General features: G+C 73.9%; 18 protein-coding genes. 9 read left to right on the top strand and 9 right to left on the bottom strand.

The genetic code is table 11. The features are described 5' to 3' along the window. Window positions 1–16 precede the first annotated feature (16 nt). Window positions 17–208: a hypothetical protein gene (locus Q0963_RS06370; protein WP_299444330.1), complete on the top strand. Its 192-nt coding sequence runs from the start codon at window positions 17–19 to the stop codon at window positions 206–208. A gap of 9 nt (window positions 209–217) precedes the next feature. On the opposite strand, the gene Q0963_RS06365 is transcribed toward Q0963_RS06370, so the two are convergent. The 7 genes from Q0963_RS06365 to Q0963_RS06335 all read right to left on the bottom strand — a co-directional run bounded on the left by Q0963_RS06365 (window position 218) and on the right by Q0963_RS06335 (window position 4,657). Further along, window positions 218–640: a VOC family protein gene (locus Q0963_RS06365; protein ID WP_299444328.1), complete on the bottom strand. Its 423-nt coding sequence runs from the start codon at window positions 638–640 to the stop codon at window positions 218–220. A gap of 5 nt (window positions 641–645) precedes the next feature. After that, on the bottom strand, window positions 646–1,125 hold the full coding sequence (locus Q0963_RS06360; protein WP_299444324.1) for an SRPBCC family protein: 480 nt from the start codon (window positions 1,123–1,125) through the stop codon (window positions 646–648). Further along, window positions 1,122–1,499 carry a helix-turn-helix transcriptional regulator gene (locus tag Q0963_RS06355; RefSeq protein ID WP_299444321.1) on the bottom strand — a complete coding sequence of 126 codons (378 nt, stop codon included), beginning with the start codon at window positions 1,497–1,499 and terminating at the stop codon, window positions 1,122–1,124. The genes Q0963_RS06360 and Q0963_RS06355 overlap by 4 nt, the downstream gene beginning before the upstream one ends. 242 nt (window positions 1,500–1,741) lie before the next feature. Next, the gene (locus Q0963_RS06350) at window positions 1,742–2,365 is read right to left on the bottom strand and encodes a hypothetical protein (RefSeq protein WP_299444318.1); all 624 of its coding nucleotides are present in this window, start codon (window positions 2,363–2,365) and stop codon (window positions 1,742–1,744) included. After that, the gene (gene folP, locus Q0963_RS06345; protein ID WP_299444315.1) at window positions 2,362–3,237 is read right to left on the bottom strand and encodes a dihydropteroate synthase; all 876 of its coding nucleotides are present in this window, start codon (window positions 3,235–3,237) and stop codon (window positions 2,362–2,364) included. The genes Q0963_RS06350 and folP overlap by 4 nt, the downstream gene beginning before the upstream one ends. After that, entirely contained in the window at window positions 3,234–4,160 is a 927-nt protein-coding gene (locus tag Q0963_RS06340; protein ID WP_299444312.1) for a glucosyl-3-phosphoglycerate synthase, read from the bottom strand. The genes folP and Q0963_RS06340 overlap by 4 nt, the downstream gene beginning before the upstream one ends. Then, window positions 4,160–4,657, bottom strand: a complete 498-nt coding sequence (locus Q0963_RS06335; RefSeq protein WP_299444309.1) for a DoxX family protein — start codon at window positions 4,655–4,657, stop codon at window positions 4,160–4,162. The genes Q0963_RS06340 and Q0963_RS06335 overlap by 1 nt, the downstream gene beginning before the upstream one ends. 124 nt (window positions 4,658–4,781) lie before the next feature. On the opposite strand from Q0963_RS06335, the gene Q0963_RS06330 reads away from it, so the two are divergent. From Q0963_RS06330 to Q0963_RS06295, 8 genes are all read left to right on the top strand, one after another. Continuing rightward, complete coding sequence (locus tag Q0963_RS06330; RefSeq protein WP_299444306.1) at window positions 4,782–5,567, top strand: isocitrate lyase/phosphoenolpyruvate mutase family protein; 786 nt, start codon at window positions 4,782–4,784, stop codon at window positions 5,565–5,567. A gap of 150 nt (window positions 5,568–5,717) precedes the next feature. Next, entirely contained in the window at window positions 5,718–6,368 is a 651-nt protein-coding gene (locus Q0963_RS06325; RefSeq protein ID WP_299444303.1) for a response regulator transcription factor, read from the top strand. After that, complete coding sequence (locus Q0963_RS06320) at window positions 6,365–7,963, top strand: GAF domain-containing protein (RefSeq protein WP_299444300.1); 1,599 nt, start codon at window positions 6,365–6,367, stop codon at window positions 7,961–7,963. Before Q0963_RS06325 ends, Q0963_RS06320 begins: the two co-directional genes overlap by 4 nt. Before the next feature lie 135 nt (window positions 7,964–8,098). Beyond that, a complete protein-coding gene (locus Q0963_RS06315) occupies window positions 8,099–9,019 on the top strand; it encodes a universal stress protein (RefSeq protein WP_299444296.1) in 921 nt (306 codons plus the stop codon). Window positions 9,020–9,148: 129 nt separating this feature from the next. Then, window positions 9,149–9,733, top strand: a complete 585-nt coding sequence (locus tag Q0963_RS06310) for a DoxX family membrane protein (protein ID WP_299444293.1) — start codon at window positions 9,149–9,151, stop codon at window positions 9,731–9,733. Window positions 9,734–9,875: 142 nt separating this feature from the next. Then, the gene (locus tag Q0963_RS06305) at window positions 9,876–10,319 is read left to right on the top strand and encodes a PA2169 family four-helix-bundle protein (protein WP_299444290.1); all 444 of its coding nucleotides are present in this window, start codon (window positions 9,876–9,878) and stop codon (window positions 10,317–10,319) included. Between the two features lie 251 nt (window positions 10,320–10,570). Next, the gene (locus Q0963_RS06300; RefSeq protein WP_299444287.1) at window positions 10,571–11,257 is read left to right on the top strand and encodes a peptidoglycan-binding protein; all 687 of its coding nucleotides are present in this window, start codon (window positions 10,571–10,573) and stop codon (window positions 11,255–11,257) included. 7 nt (window positions 11,258–11,264) lie between these two features. After that, window positions 11,265–13,604, top strand: a complete 2,340-nt coding sequence (locus tag Q0963_RS06295; RefSeq protein ID WP_299444284.1) for a hypothetical protein — start codon at window positions 11,265–11,267, stop codon at window positions 13,602–13,604. 24 nt (window positions 13,605–13,628) lie between these two features. Here the strand turns inward: Q0963_RS06295 and Q0963_RS06290 are convergent, their stop codons facing one another. Further along, a complete protein-coding gene (locus Q0963_RS06290) occupies window positions 13,629–14,135 on the bottom strand; it encodes an SRPBCC family protein (protein WP_299444281.1) in 507 nt (168 codons plus the stop codon). A gap of 6 nt (window positions 14,136–14,141) precedes the next feature. After that, window positions 14,142–15,077, bottom strand: a complete 936-nt coding sequence (locus tag Q0963_RS06285) for an acyl-ACP desaturase (RefSeq protein WP_299444279.1) — start codon at window positions 15,075–15,077, stop codon at window positions 14,142–14,144. Window positions 15,078–15,100: the final 23 nt, after the last annotated feature.

Raw genomic sequence — 15,100 nt, 5'->3', positions numbered from 1 at the left:
CGCTAGGGTGACGAGGGTGAACCGGAACAGGTGGGTGAAGATCCTCGGCGTGGCCGGGGCGGCCGGCGTCGTCGCGACCGGCGCGCTCATCGCCCGCGACGAACGGGCCCGCCGCGCCTACACCCCGGACGAGGTCCGCGAGCGCCTGCAGCGCCGCGCCATCGCGGGGACCGGCGAGGCTCCGGAGCCCGACGACGCCGGGCGCTGACCGCCCACGTCAGGGCGTGCCGGTGTCCCGCGCCATGAGGGGTCGCTGCGCGCGGGCCGCGATCTGCTGCACCGCCCACGCGTTGCCGTCGGGGTCGCGGAAGCCGAAGAACGTGCTGCCGTCGCGCTCGTCGTCGAAGCGGTAGATGTCGTCGCACTCCACGCCGCGCGCGACCAGCTCCGCCCGCGCGGCCTCGGCGTCGGCGACGACGAGCTGGAGCCCGTGGAGGCTGCCCGGCGTCATCGACTGGAGGTTCGGCATGGTCCCGACGACGACCGAGCACCCGGACCCCCGCGGCGTCAGCTGCGCGACGCGCCCACCGGGGGTGTCGGTGTCGTGGTCGAGGTGGAAGCCGACGAGGTCCCGGTAGAACGCGATCGCGGCATCGACGTCGGAGACGGGGACGACGACGACCTCGAGTGTCCAGTCCATCCCGGTCACCCGGCCTCGGCGAGGACGCCGTCGAGCCGGACGTAGCCCTCGCGCATGCCGCCCTCCATGCCGGACTCGACCATCGCGTCGCGCCCCTCGACCGTCCGCCCGACGCTGCGCCCGCGGAGCCGCGTGCGGCCACCCCCGAGGTCCTCGAAGGTGAGGAACTCGAGCGCGACCTCGTCCGGGGCGCCCGCGTACTCGAAGGTCTGGACGATGAGCTCGTCCTCGCGCACCGTGTGGAACACCCCGCGGAACCCGTACTCGGCGCCGTCGGGGTCCCGGTGGATGTAGGTGTAGCCGCCGCCGTCGGCGACGTCCCAGCGCAGGATCTCCATGTCGTAGCCGTACGGCCCGAGCCAGCGGCGCACCTTGTCGGGGTCGCGATGTGCGTCGAACACGGCGGCCACGGGGGCGTCGAACTCGCGGGTGAAGTCGATCCACGGCACGTCGGCCGGGACGTCGAGGTACAGGGAGTTGCTCATCGGGTCTTCCTTCTCGTGGTGGGAGCGGGATCGGACGCGACGAGGGCGTCCAGGCGCCGGAAGGACCGCTCGTGCGCGAGCCGATAGCCGTCGATCCAGGCGGTGAGGCGCTCGAGCGCCGCGGGGTCGAGCTGGACCGGCCGGCGCTGGGCCTGCCGTCCCTTGGTGACCAGGCCCGCCTGCTCGAGGACCTGGATGTGCCGGGACACCGCCTGCAGCGAGATGGCGAAGGGCTCGGCGATCTCGTTGACGGTGGCCGGGCCCCGGCTGAGCCGCGCGACGATGGCGCGGCGCACGGGGTCGGCCAGCGCCGCGAAGCCGGCGTCGACGAGAGGGTCGTCGACGGGCGGCCGCGCGGGTCTCTGCGTACCCATGACCACCTCCGTCGCATCCGGTGTGCGGTGTATTCAACTCTTTTGTTGATCAACCGTCAAGGTGATCACGCCAATCCGACCGGCCGCCCCGCGTCGAACCGCTCGTGGACACCCCCAGACCGGCCCCGCCGTCGGCTTCCTCCGCCGCCGCCGGGGTCCAAGAGCCGCCGACACGCTCGGCGGATCGGGGACGACCCCGGGCTCCGGCCCGGGGTCGTCTTGGGGTCACGCGGCGGCGACGCTCAGCCGACGGCGAGCCGGGCCACGACGTACAGGACCCCCAGCGGGTCGCTCACCTCGAGCTCGGTGCACCGCGGTTCGCCCCGGCCGGCCATGGCCGCCGCCGCGACCTGGAGGGGAGCCCGACCGTGGGCGAGGAGGTCGGCGCACAGGCCGGGGTCGAGCGCGAGCAGACGCTCGGGGTCGGCCGTCCGTAGCGCCGCGACGATCTCGTCGTCCAGCGCCGCGGCCCGGTCGTCGAGGTGCCCGGGCGCCTTCTCGCCCCGCCGGGCGCTGCCGTCGGCGACGACGACGAGGGTGGCGGCGGGCCGCCGGCCCAGGTGCTCCCCGACCGCCCGGCACTCGTCGACGGTGGCGTCCCACGACACGGCGACGACGCCGTCGACCCCGACCCCGGCGAGCTCGCAAAGGTGCCGGCCCACGCGCTGGCCGAGCGGGGGGCGCGTGCCGCGCTGCTCGCGGTCGGTCGCCACGACGAGGACTGCCCGGTCGCTGCCGTCGGTGTCGGTGGCGGCGCGGATCGCCTCGACGGCGCGGTCCCGCAGGTCCGCGCCGACGTCCTGGCGGCCGGTGTACTCGGGCAGCAGCAGCGGCGCGCTCGGGACGACGACGACCGACCCACTCATCCGAGCCCCCGGACGGTCCGGGCCGGCGGCAGGTCGCCGCGCACCGTCGACACGAGGTCGAGCACCTCGCGGGTCTGGGGCACCTCGTGCACCCGGTAGATCTGAGCCCCGTGCCACGCGCACAGCGCTGTGGCGGCGAGCGTGCCGGTGAGCCGCTCCCCGACGGGGCGGTCGAGGGCCTCGCCGACGAAGTCCTTGTTCGACAGCGACACGAGCACCGGCCACCCGAGGCCCGTCAGCTCGTCGAGCCGGCGGGTCACCTCCAGGGAGTGCCACGTGTTCTTGCCGAAGTCGTGCGCGGGGTCGATGACCACGCGCTCCCGCTCGACCCCGGCCCCGACGGCCCGTTCGGCCTGCCGCACCAGCGAGTCGCGGGCGTCGGCGACGACGTCGTCGTACTCGATGCGGTGGGGCCGGGTGCGCGGGGTGACGCCACCGGTGTGGGTGCACACGAGGGCGGCTCCGAACTCAGCGGCCACGTCGGGCAGACCGGCGTCGACCCCGCCCCAGGCGTCGTTGATGACGTCGGCGCCGACCTCGCAGACGGCCCGGGCGACCTCGCTGCGCCACGTGTCGACGCTGATGACGAGGTCGGGGTAGGCGTCACGGACCCGAGCGACGAACCCGACGACCCGGCGCTTCTCCTCGTCGGCGTCGATCACGGCCCCGGGTGCCGCCTTGATCCCGCCGATGTCGACGAGGTCGGCGCCCTCGTCGACCACCTGGCGGACCCGGTCCATCGCGGCGTCCTCGCCCCAGGTGAGGCCCTTGTCGTAGAACGAGTCCGGGGTGCGGTTGACGATGGCCATGACGAGACGCGCCGTCGGGGCGTACTCACGGCGGCCCAGCCGCAGCGGCGCTCCGCGGCTCATCGGGAGGCTCCCGCGTAGCCCTCGATGCTCACGGCCGGAGGGCGTTCGGTGAGGTCGACGTGGCGGGGGTGCGGCGCGAACCCCGACCCGGTCCGGTCGTACTGAGTGAGCCGGGCGGTGTCGCGCGGTGCGGCGGAGCGGTCCAGCCGCGCCTCGACGGCGGCGATGACCTGCACGGCCATCGGCCCGAGGGTGTCGTGCCGGTGGTGCCGGTGCGCGCGCCGGCCGAGGTCGACCTGGGCGATCGACGACGCCCCGAACGCCGTCGCCGTGTCGACGAGCGCGGCGATCTCGACGCCGTAGCCGACCGGGACCCGGAACTGCTCGAGAACGGAGCGGCGCACCGCCCACTCGCCGGCGAGCGGCTGGACGAGCCCGGCCAGGTGCGGATGGTGCAGGGCGATGAGGGGGCGCGCGACGAGCTCGGTGACCCGGCCGCCCGTCTCGGCCTCGCGCCCCGCGGCGTCCAGGAGGGGCCGGTCGTAGACGGCCTTGACGAGCGCGATGCCGGGGTCGGTGAGCAGCGGACCGAGCAGGCCGCTGACGAAGTGGGGGCCCCACTCGATGAGATCGGCGTCGAGGAACGCGAGGACGTCGCCGGTGCTCACGTGCAGGGACTTCCAGAGCGCCTCGCCCTTGCCGCGGGCCGGAGGCAGGCCGGGCAGCACGTCGCGGGCGGCATGCACCGTGGCGCCCGCGGCGCGGGCGACGGCGGCGGTGCGGTCGGTGGAGTCGGAGTCGATGACGATCAGCTCGTCGACGAGGGGCACGTCCTGGAGCCAGGCCTGCCGGATGCCGGCGACGACGTCGCCGACGGTGTCCTCCTCGTCCCGGGCCGGGACGACGACGGTGACCCGGGTGTCGCCCTTGGCGGCGAGCAGCGCGTCGGCGTCCCAGCTGCCCGGCAGGGTCCGGACGGGCATCAGGACTCGTCGGGGACCGGCCGGCGGAACATCGCGAGCATCCCGAGGGCGGCGCCGACACCGCCCACCGCGGCGACGGCACCCCAGCCGATGCCGGAGAGCGGCAGGCCGAACGCGGCATCGAGCGACCAGTCGCCGGGACCGATGACCGCGAGCGCGACGGCGACGATCGCGACGAGGACGACGTACTCCCAGCCGCCCTTGAAGACGAAGTACCCCTTGCCCCGGTGGTCGGTGAGGGCCGCGACGGTCATGAGCCCGACGAACGCCGTGGCCGCGAGCCCGGTGCCGAGGCCGAACGTCACGAGCAGCCCCGCGACGATCTCGGTGCCGGCGGCGATCCGGGCGTGGAGCCACCCGGGGCGCAGACCGAGCGACTCGAACCAGCCCGCGGTCCCGGTGAGCCCGCCGCCGCCCCACACCTTGTTGGCGCCGTGCAGCACGAGCATCGGGCCGAGGGCGAGCCGCACGAGCAGCATCCCGAGGTCGAGGTCCATCCCACTCCGTTCGTCGAACCGGGCAGCCGGAACCGGCCACCCGTCCCACTCTAGGTCGCAGGCGGTGACCCATCTCGCGGGCGGGGGCTTGTCGAACGTCGGGCCCGGGGCGATGCTTGCCGCCATGTCACAGGACACCGCCGCCCTCGCCACCTCCTTCCTCGAGCTGCACCGGGTCCCGACGCTGCTCACCCTCGTCAACGTCTGGGACGTCGCCAGCGCCCGGGTCGTCGCGGAGACGCCCGGCACGGCGGCGCTGGCCACGGCGTCGCACTCGATCGCGGCCTCGCTCGGCTACCCGGACGGCGAGAAGATCCCCCTCGACGAGATGCTCGCGGCGATAGCCCGGATCGTGGGCGCCACGAGCCTGCCGGTGAGCGCCGACCTCGAAGCGGGCTACGGCGACCCCGCCGTGACCGTGCGGCGGGCGATCGACCTCGGCGTCGTCGGGGCGAACATCGAGGACGGCATGCGCCCCCTGGCCGAGGCGGTGCGCGCCGTCGAGGACGTCATGGCGGCCGCGACGGACCTGGGCGTCCCCGACTTCGTCCTCAACGCCCGCACCGACGCGTTCGTACGTCCCGAGGGCCGCTCGCCGGACGAGTGCCTCGACGAGGCGGTCGTGCGCTGCCGGGCGTTCCTCGACGCCGGGGCGCCCGTCGTGTTCGTGCCCCGGGTCGTCGAGCGCGGGCACATCGAGCGCCTCGTCGGCGAGCTCGGCCCGCAGCGGCTCACCGTCATCGGCATCCCCGGGACGTTGCCGCTGTCCGAGCTCGAGGCACTGGGCGTCGCGCGCGTCACCTACGGGCCGTGGTCGCAGCGGGTGGCCCTGACCGCGCTCCAGCAGCTCACCGAGCGCGCGCTCGCCGGGGACGGGGCGCTGCCCGAGGACACCCGCCCGCTCAACTGACGGTGTTGGTCGACAGCGCAGCCTGCTGGTGCGGGGCCATGGTCGACCGCGACACCGCGCTCGAGGCAGTGTCCCTGCGCCGGCCGGTCCTCGTGCGCATGTCGCGGTGTCAGGCTTGCGGTGGGCGCCTCGACCCGAATGAATGGACCCATGACGCAGCCGCCGGTCCGGGTCTTCCTCCTCGACGACCACGAGGTCGTCCGGCAGGGGCTGCGCACCCTGCTGGAGTCCGCCGGTGACATCGAGGTGGTCGGGGAGTCCGGGACCGCCGGCGAGGCGACCGCCCGCATCCCCGCGCTGCGCCCCGATGTGGCCGTCCTCGACGCGCGCCTGCCCGACGGGTCCGGCATCGAGGTGTGCCGCGCGATCCGTTCCGTCGACCCCGGCATCCGGGCCCTCATCCTCACCTCCTACGACGACGACGAGGCGCTGTTCGCGGCGATCATGGCCGGTGCCGTGGGGTACGTGCTCAAGGACGTCAAGGGCCTCGACCTCGTCGACTCGATACGCCGGGTCGCCGCGGGGCAGTCCCTCATCGACCCCGCGCTGGTGACCCGCGTGCTGGACCGGGTGCGCAACGGCCAGGAGACCGCCCCCGAGCTGGCCGGGCTCACCCCGCAGGAGCTGCGGCTGCTCGGCTTCATCGCCGAGGGCCTCACCAACCGCCAGATCGGCGAGCAGATGTCGCTGGCCGAGAAGACGATCAAGAACTACGTGTCGGTGCTGCTCCACAAGCTCGGCCTCGAGCGGCGCACCCAGGCAGCCGTCCTCGCCACCCGGCTGCTGGGCCCCGATCGATGACGGCGCCCGGCCCGGGTGACGCGAGGCTCCAGCGGCTCGTCGCCGCCAACGAGAGCATCGTCGCCGACCTCGACCTGCCCACGGTGCTGCGCCGCATCGTCGAGGCTGCCCTCGAGCTCGTCGGCGCGCGGTACGGGGCCCTCGGCGTCGTCGCCCCCGACCGGCTCGGTCTCGAGCAGTTCGTCCACGTGGGCATCGACGACGACGTGCTCGACCTGATCGGCCACCTCCCCGAAGGCAAGGGCCTGCTCGGGGCCCTCATCGAGGACCCCCGCCCGATCCGGCTGCCCCACCTCGCCGGCGACCCGCGGTCGGTGGGCTTCCCCCCCGGCCACCCGCCGATGGACAGCTTCCTCGGCGTGCCCATCCGGGTCCGCGGCGAGGTGTACGGGAACCTCTACCTCACCGACTCCCGGGCCGGGCAGTTCGACGCCGAGGACGAGGCCATCGCCGTCTCCCTCGCGGCGACGGCCGGCATCGCCATCCACAACGCCCGGCTGTACACCGACAGCGGCCGCCGGCAGCAGTGGCTGCTCGCGTCGTCCGACCTCACCCGTCGGGTCCTGGCCGATCCCACCTCGGTCACCCCGGCGCTCGTCGCCCGGACGGTGCGCACCCTCGCGGGCAGCGTCGCGGTCGCTGTCCTCGAGGTCGCCTCCGCCGAGACGGCGACCGTCACCGCCGTGGCGGGCGAGGCGGCGGAGTCCGCGGTCGGGGCCGAGATCCACCCGCCCGACGCCCTCCACCGCACGATCGCGACCGGGGACGCTCGCGCGGTCGACGTCTTCGAGGCGTCGCCAGGGACAGCCCTCCCGGTGGGCGGGCCGGCCATCCTCCTGCCGCTGCTCGGCTCGCCCCCCACGCTTCTCGTCGCGCTCCGCGAGCCCGGCGCCCGCCCCTTCACCGGTCCCGAGCTCGAGATGGCCTCGACCTTCGCCACCCAGGTGTCGGTGGCGCTCGAGCTCGCGCGGGCCCGGGAGGACCAGCAGCGGATGGTCCTGCTGGAGGACCGGGCCCGCATCGCCCGCGACCTGCACGACCACGTGATCCAGCAGCTCTTCGCCGCCGGGATGTCGGTCCAGGGCATCGCCTCGACGATCGACGACCCCGACCGGTCGCGGGTGCTGGCGTCCGTCGTCGACACCCTCGACGAGGCGGTGCGTCAGGTCCGCACCTCGATCTTCCAGCTCCGCTCCGCCCGTCCCGACGCGAACAGCCTCCGGTCGCTGGTCCTCGACGTCGCCCGCGAGGTCGCGGAGGCACTCGGGTTCGACCCCGACGTCGCGTTCGACGGGCCGGTCGACGCCGTCGGCACCGGCGACCTGGGCGCCGACGTGGTCGCCGTGGTCCGCGAAGCGCTGACGAACGTGGCCCGGCACGCGGGCGCGGACACGGCCGTCGTCCGGCTCCGCGCGGGCGCCGCCGCGCTGACGGTCGAGGTCGCCGACGACGGCCGGGGGGTCAGCGACCCGACCCGCCACAGCGGCCTGTCGAACCTCCAGGACCGTGCGCAGCGACGGGACGGCACCTGCGTCGTGGGCCCGGGCCCCTCGGGCGTCGGGACGCTCCTCACCTGGACGGTCCCGGTCGCCTGAGCCCGCAGCGTCGGCCCAGCGAAGTGCATCAGGACGCGGGTCCAAAGTCCCTGTGCCGGGTCGGCTCCGGCCCCGAGGCTTGAAGTCGACAGGTCCGGCCGATCCGGCGCCGGCCCCGGCCCGAGGAGGCCCCCGATGACCACGACGTCGGCCACCCAGCACGACACGGACACCACGCCCCGGACCGGGAGTCCGGTGGTCGTGGGGATCGACGGCAGCACGGCGAGCAACGCCGCCCTGGACTGGGCGGTGAGCGAGGCCGAGGCCCTCGACCGCCCCCTCAAGCTGCTGCACGCGCACACCGTCCCCCTGCCGTGGCCGGAGTCCATGGCCCCGGTCCCGGTCCCCCCGGAGGCGGATGACCACGTCGTCGAGGACGGCCTCGCGCGGGTCGGCCACGTGGTCGACGCGATCGGCGTCACCGCGGCGAGCGTCGGCGGCAGCGCCGCGGGCTTCCTCGTCGAGGCCTCCGCGACGGCGGCCCTCGTCGTCGTCGGCGGCCCGAGCCACGGAGCCCTCGGCAGCGCCCTCGTGGGCTCGACGACCGTGGAGGTGGCGGCCCAGGCCCGCTGCCCCGTCGTCGTCATCCGCGACCGCCTGCCGGTCACGAGCCTGCCTCGCGGCGTCGTCGTCGGGTCCGACGGCTCCGAGGGCAGCCGCGCCGCGGTCGAGGAGGCCTTCCGGCGGGCCGCCCGGCTCGGCATGCCCCTCACGGTCGTCCACGTGTGGTCCGTGCAGTACTCCGGCGCGGACGTGCTCGTGCCGGACCTCGAGGTCGAGAGGCTGCGCGCCGGCGAGTACGGGCGAGCCCTCACCGCGGAGATGGTCACGGGCATGGCGGAGCGCTACCCCGACGTCCCCCTCCAGCAGGAGGTCGTGCACGGCGACCCCCGGCGGGTCCTCACCAACGTGTCCCGCGGCGCCGAGATGCTCGTCGTGGGCAGCCGGGGGCGGGGCGAGGTGACCGGACTGCTCCTGGGCTCGGTCAGCCAGGCCCTCCTGCGGCACGCCTCCTGCCCGGTGATGATCGTCCGCCCCGGAGCCGTCTCGCACTGACCGCGACCCGCCCCGAACCAGCGACCGAGGTCCCACAAGGTTGGGTCCAAAGTCCCTGTCCCGCAGGACCGCCCCGCGCCACTGTTGAAGTGGCACCACAGCCCAACCAGATCGAAGGAGACCGGGACCATGACCACCATCACCAACCGCGAGAGCACGACCCCCACGTCCGGGGCCGTCACCGCGCCCATCGGAGGCAAGACGTTCCGGGCTGTCGCGGCGGTCACCCGCCTCGCGCTCGGCTGGATCTTCCTGTGGGCCTTCCTCGACAAGCTCTTCGCCCTGGGCTTCGCCACCGGGCGGGACGCCGAGACCGGCGTCGTCGACCGGTTCGGCCCGGCCGCCTGGTTCAACGAGGGGTCCCCGACGAAGGGGTTCCTGTCCTTCGGCACCAAGGGCCCGTTCGCGGAGTTCTTCCAGAGCTTCGCCGGCGCCACCTGGGCCAACTGGCTGTTCATGCTCGGCCTCCTCGCCATCGGTGCCGCGCTCATGCTCGGTGTCGCCATGCGGGTCGCCGCGACCTCCGGGGTCCTGATGCTCGTGCTCATGTGGGCCGCCGTCCTGCCGCCGGACAACAACCCCTTCATGGACGACCACATCGTGTACGCCCTCGTGCTCGTCATGCTGGTCCTCGCCGGCGCGGGCCACACCTTCGGCCTCGGCCGCTGGTGGGAGTCGCGGCCGATCGTCCAGCGGCACCGCTTCCTCGCCTGAGCGATCACACGAGGAGCGCAGGAGCCTCCGGCCTTCGGGTCGGAGGCTCCTGCGCGTCCGCCGCGGATCGTGCCGGCTTGTTTCGCCGAGGTGTCAGCGGGTACGGGTGCTCGTGCACCACTCCCACGACGAAGGAGAACACATGTCGGTTGACGAGAACGTCGCCCAGGACCTGGTCGAGACGCTCAAGGACGGCCGCGACGGGTTCGCCGCCGCAGCGGACAAGCTGCGCGACAGCGACCGGCCGCAGTGGGCCGAGACGATGCAGCGCTTCTCGCAGCAGCGTGATGGCTTCGTCCGCGAAATCGTCGAGCTGGGCCACGCCTATGGCGACGAGGTCGACGAGAGCGGGTCGCTCGCGGCCCGGCTGCACCGCGGCTGGATCGCGATGAAGGACGCCGTCACCGGTGACGACGCCGGCAGCGTGCTCGGCGCCGCCGTCACGGGTGAGGACCACGCCGTGTCCGAGTACGAGAAGGCTCTCGAGCAGGACCTCAGCGAGGGCTTCCGCGGGGTCGTGCAGCGCCAGCACTCCGCCATCGTCGCGGCGCGCGACGAGGTCAAGGCGCTCCAGGCGGCCGACTGACGCCCGGTGGGGCCGCGGGGACCTCTCCCCGCGGCCCCACCCCCGCCCGTCCCCCCATCGACCAATAGGTCACGCCAGGTACGGTGCCCGCCGGCCCGTCCCCACATCGACCAATAGGTCACGCCAGGTCCGGGACCAGGGCGCATCCGTCAGCGGGGCCGGCGAATTTCGCGTGTTCGCAAGGGTTTTCCCGGACGTCTCCGTGGGTACGGTGACTCGAGCACCCGACCCTTCGACGAACGGAACCCCTCATGGACGACACCAACGGCCTGTCCGACCAGGAGCTCGCAGCCGAGGGCGCCGTGGCCCTGCCGGACAAGGAGGTCGTCTCGATCCTCGACCTCAACGCCGACCTCGACCTCGCCATCGACGCCGCCGCCCCGATCGACCTCGCCGTGGCCGCCAACGCCAACGTCGCCGCTCCGATCGACGCCGCCGTCGGTGCCAACATCCTCTCCACCGGCTCGACCGCCCAGGCCCTGGCCGACCAGGGGGTCATGATCGACCAGAACGTCTCGGCGGACGCCACCGCGAACTCCACCCAGGACAGCGGGATCACCCAGGGCGCGAGCCCCGACGCCACGACCCCCGACTCCGGCGTGGCCGCCCCCGACGGCACCACCACCGACCCGACCACCGCTCTGCCCGGCGACGCCACGGGCGATGTCGGCGGAACCGTGGGCGACCTCGCCGACGACGACCTGCTGAACGTCGACGTCGACCTCAACGCCGACGCCAACATCGCGGCCCCGGTCAACGGTGCGGTCGCGGCCAACGCCAACGTCGCCGCCCCGATCGATGCGGCGGTCGCCGCCAACATCGGTTCGATCGACAGCGACGCGGTCGCGGTCGCGCAGCAGGACGCGATCATCAACCAGAACATCGAGGGCTCGGCCACCGCGAACGCGGACCAGACCTCCACCATCGACCAGCCGTAGTCCGCGGGTGAGCGAGGTCACCGACGCCCCGGCCGCCGGACGCACCAGCGACGGCGGATCCCTGCCCGACCGGGCCGACGGCGTCCGGCTGATGGGCGAGATGAGCGGGTCGGGGTACCGGCGACCCCCGGCGCTGGCCCGCCGGGCCGACGGCCAGACCATCCAGCTCACCCCGATGCTGTACCTCCTGCTGGAGGCTCTCGACGGCCGCCGCGACCACGACGAGCTCGCGGCGGCCGTCTCTGCCGCCACCGGCCGCAGCGTCAGCGCCGCGAACGTCGAGACCCTCGTGGGCAAGCTCCGCGAGATGGGTCTGTGCACCACCGTGGACGGCGCCCAGCCGGAGGTCCAGCGCTCCAACCCGCTGCTCGGCCTACGGTTCAAGGCCGTCGTCACCGACCCCGAGCGGACGCGGCGGCTGACCACCCCGTTCGCCGCTCTGTTCAACCCGGTGCTGGTGGCGCTCGTCGTGGCGGCGTTCGTCTGGATCTGCTGGTGGGTGCTGTTCGAGCGCGGGCTGGCCGGAGCCACCCATGACGCCTTCGCCCGACCGGGCCTGCTGCTGGCCGTGCTCGCGATCACGGTGCTCTCGGCCGGTTTCCACGAGTTCGGCCACGCCGCCGCCGCGCGACGCGGGGGCGCCCCGCCCGGCGCCATGGGGGTCGGGCTCTACCTCATCTGGCCCGCGTTCTACACCGACGTCACCGACTCCTACCGGCTCGGCCGCGGCGGTCGCCTGCGCACCGACCTCGGCGGCCTCTACTTCAACGCCATCGTCGCCGTCGTCACCGTCGCGGCGTGGTGGCTCACCCGGGACGACGCGGTCCTGCTGCTCGTCGCGGCGCAGATCCTGCAGATGCTGCGCCAGCTCCTGCCGCTGGTGCGCTTCGACGGGTACCACGTCCTCGCCGACCTCACCGGGGTCCCGGACCTCTTCCAGCGGATCGGGCCGACGCTGCGCGGCCTGCTGCCCTGGAACTGGCGGAGCCCGGAGGCGCAGGTGCTCAAGCCCTGGGCCCGGGCCGTCGTCTCGGCCTGGGTCCTCACCGTGGTCCCGGTGCTCGCCGTCACCCTCGTACTGCTCGTCACGACGTTCCCCCGGATCGTCGGGACCGCGGCGGCGGCCGCCGCCGCGCAGTGGGCGGAGTTCACGACGGCCCTGGACGAGGGCGACCTGGTCTCCGCCACTGCACGAGGGCTGTCGGCACTCGTCGTGCTCCTGCCCGTCGCAGCGATCGCGGTCGTCCTGGTCCGCGTCGCCCACCGCCTCGTCACCTCGGTCCGGACCCGCACCGAGGGCCGCCCCGCGCGCCGCGCCGTGGCCGCGGTCGCCGCCGTCGCGCTCGTGGGCGGTCTGGCCTGGGCGTGGTGGCCGTCCTCGGAGCGCTACCGGCCGATCCAGGCCTACGAGCGCGGCACGCTCGCCGACGCCGTAGCGCTCGCCGGCCCCTCGACCGGGTTCGACGTCGGGTCGACCGGCCAGGGCACCATCGCCTGGCCGGCGGGCACCGACCTGCCGACGCGGGAGCGCCCCCAGCTGGGCATGGTGCTCGTCCCCCGAGACACCGGCAGCGCACCGGCCGGCACCGCGGCGGACTCCCCCGCACCGCAGACCTGGATCTTCCCGTTCTCGGAGCCCCCCGCCCCCGGCGAAGGCGACACCCAGGCGCTGGCGGTCAACACGACCGACGGCACCGCCGTCTACGACGTGGCCTTCGGGCTGATCTGGGCGGACGGGAGCGAGCCCGCGACGAACACCAACGAGGCGTACGCCCTTGCCAGCTGCACCGGCTGCGCGGCCGTCGCGGTCTCCTTCCAGGTCGTGCTCGTGGTGGGGCAGACCGACGTCGCCGTGCCCCAGAACATCTCGGTCGCGGTGAACAGCGACTGCGTCAACTGCCTGACGTTCGCGCTCGCGGTCCAGCTCTTCGTCACCCTCGACGGCCCGCTCAGTGCCGAGGCGACCGCCCGGATCGAGCGGATCTGGCAGGACGTCGTCGCCTACGGCGAGAACATCGGCGAGGTCCCGTTGGCCGACATCCAGGCGCAGCTCACCGCCTTCGAGCAACAGATCCTCGCGGTGGTGGAGGAGGAGCAGGGCCCCCTCGGCGGCGCCGGCCCCTCGGGCTCCCCGACGCCCACCGCGTCCGGCTCGGCGAGCCCATCGCCCTCAGCGACCGACGCCGCCTCGCCGTCCGCCGGCCCGTCGGGAACGACGTCCGCGTCCCCCACGGCGCGCCCGACGGCCGGCCCGAGCTCCAGTCCGAGCCCGTCGCCCTCACCGTCGCCCTCGAGCAGCGCGACGCCGACCCCCTCACCGACGGCCTCCCCCACCGGCACTCCCTGACCGCCTCGGGTCCCCGGTCTCCGGTCACGGACCGGTGGGATCGGCCTCGGCGAGCTCGGCGAACGTGAGCAGCTGCCGCCGTGCCATCACGAGGTCGCCCACTGCGACGAACGGCGCGAGGAGGCGGCCCCGGGCCAGGACGACCTTGAGGAGCAGCCGGGTCGACGTGGCGCCGTTTGGCACGAGGAGGTACGACATGACGGCGCCCATGATCCGGCCGGTCAGCTCACGGCCCTCGTCGACGGCGAGCACCTGGCCGACCGGCCGGCCCCCCGTCCGGGTGAACGCCTCACCGACTCGCGGAGCGTCCAGCCCGAGGAGCCTCCGGGGTGAACGCTGCCCGAGGTTGTCGATCCAGTCGTAGGAGTACGGCGCCACCCGGATCTGGCAGACCCACGGCCACACCTGTGCCGGGGCCGCCGCCACGGTGACCCCGCGCCACGCCTCGAGCACCGGCTCGGGCACGACCCCGTCGCAGGTGTAGCGGCGAGCCACCTCGGCGTCGGTGACACCCCAGCGGTCGCCGAGCACCGGCCCCTACGCCCGCTGTCGGGCGGCCAGCTTGGCCGCCCGCTCCTCCCGCTTCGCGACGAAGCGGGAGGCCTCGTCGTCGAGGGCGGCCACCGCCGCGGCCAGCTCGTCGCGCGCCTTCTCCCCATCGGCGTCGAGGCCCTCGAGCTCCCAGATGCCCCACTGCCGCAGAAGGGGGGCGACGATGTCGTCGTGGTGGATGCGCAGGTCGTAGATGCCGGCCATCGCCATCTGCACCGCCTTGCGTCCGAAGCCCGGGATGATCGCTCCGGGCATCTGGAAGTTCACGACCTCGTCGGTGATCGCCCGCATGGTCTGGCTCGGGGTCAGCTCGAGCGCCGCCTGGATGATGTTGCGGTAGAAGATCATGTGGAGGTTCTCGTCCTTGGCGACCCGGATGAGGAGCTTCTCGGCGATGGGCTCCTCGGTGAAGCGCCCGGTGTTGCGGTGCGAGACCCGGGTCGCGAGCTCCTGGAACGAGACGTAGGCGCAGACGTTCAGCAGGGGCTTGTCTCCGGAGTCGTAGCCGGCCTCCATCGTGTCCATCCGGGCCCGCTCGAGCTCGTCGGGGTCGACGCCGCGGGTGACGAGGAGGTAGTCGCGGATACAGAACGCGTGCCGGCCCTCCTCGGCGGTCCAGCGGTTGACCCAGGCTCCCCACGCGCTGTCCCGACCGAACGCACGCTCGATCTCCCGGTGGTAGCTGGGGAGGTTGTCCTCGGTGAGGAGGTTGACCTCGAGAGCGGTCCGGGCGATCGGCGAGAGCGGGGACTGCTCGACCGACCAGGGCTCGCCGCCGAGCTCCTTGAAGTCGCGGCCGAGCGACCACGGCACGTACTCGTGCGGCATCCACTCCTGGGCCGCGCCGAGGTGCCGGTTGAGGTTCTCCTCGACCGTGGGCTCGAGGGCGGCGAGCAACTGGGCGCTGTCGAGTGTGGCCATGGATCCTCCTCGGTGGCGAACGC

Origin of the sequence: uncultured Phycicoccus sp. (genome assembly GCF_947495705.1) — a bacterium.
GTDB lineage: Bacteria > Actinomycetota > Actinomycetes > Actinomycetales > Dermatophilaceae > Phycicoccus.
This window is presented reverse-complemented; position numbering and strand designations above follow the sequence as displayed.

Coding starts and splice junctions, on each gene's coding strand:
- Q0963_RS06365 (WP_299444328.1), bottom strand. CDS start 640: ATGGACTGGACACTCGAGGTCGTCGTCGTCCCCGTCTCCGACGTCGAT.
- Q0963_RS06360 (WP_299444324.1), bottom strand. CDS start 1,125: ATGAGCAACTCCCTGTACCTCGACGTCCCGGCCGACGTGCCGTGGATC.
- Q0963_RS06355 (WP_299444321.1), bottom strand. CDS start 1,499: ATGGGTACGCAGAGACCCGCGCGGCCGCCCGTCGACGACCCTCTCGTC.
- Q0963_RS06350 (WP_299444318.1), bottom strand. CDS start 2,365: ATGAGTGGGTCGGTCGTCGTCGTCCCGAGCGCGCCGCTGCTGCTGCCC.
- folP (WP_299444315.1), bottom strand. CDS start 3,237: ATGAGCCGCGGAGCGCCGCTGCGGCTGGGCCGCCGTGAGTACGCCCCG.
- Q0963_RS06340 (WP_299444312.1), bottom strand. CDS start 4,160: ATGCCCGTCCGGACCCTGCCGGGCAGCTGGGACGCCGACGCGCTGCTC.
- Q0963_RS06335 (WP_299444309.1), bottom strand. CDS start 4,657: ATGGACCTCGACCTCGGGATGCTGCTCGTGCGGCTCGCCCTCGGCCCG.
- Q0963_RS06330 (WP_299444306.1), top strand. CDS start 4,782: ATGTCACAGGACACCGCCGCCCTCGCCACCTCCTTCCTCGAGCTGCAC.
- Q0963_RS06325 (WP_299444303.1), top strand. CDS start 5,718: ATGACGCAGCCGCCGGTCCGGGTCTTCCTCCTCGACGACCACGAGGTC.
- Q0963_RS06320 (WP_299444300.1), top strand. CDS start 6,365: ATGACGGCGCCCGGCCCGGGTGACGCGAGGCTCCAGCGGCTCGTCGCC.
- Q0963_RS06315 (WP_299444296.1), top strand. CDS start 8,099: ATGACCACGACGTCGGCCACCCAGCACGACACGGACACCACGCCCCGG.
- Q0963_RS06310 (WP_299444293.1), top strand. CDS start 9,149: ATGACCACCATCACCAACCGCGAGAGCACGACCCCCACGTCCGGGGCC.
- Q0963_RS06305 (WP_299444290.1), top strand. CDS start 9,876: ATGTCGGTTGACGAGAACGTCGCCCAGGACCTGGTCGAGACGCTCAAG.
- Q0963_RS06300 (WP_299444287.1), top strand. CDS start 10,571: ATGGACGACACCAACGGCCTGTCCGACCAGGAGCTCGCAGCCGAGGGC.
- Q0963_RS06285 (WP_299444279.1), bottom strand. CDS start 15,077: ATGGCCACACTCGACAGCGCCCAGTTGCTCGCCGCCCTCGAGCCCACG.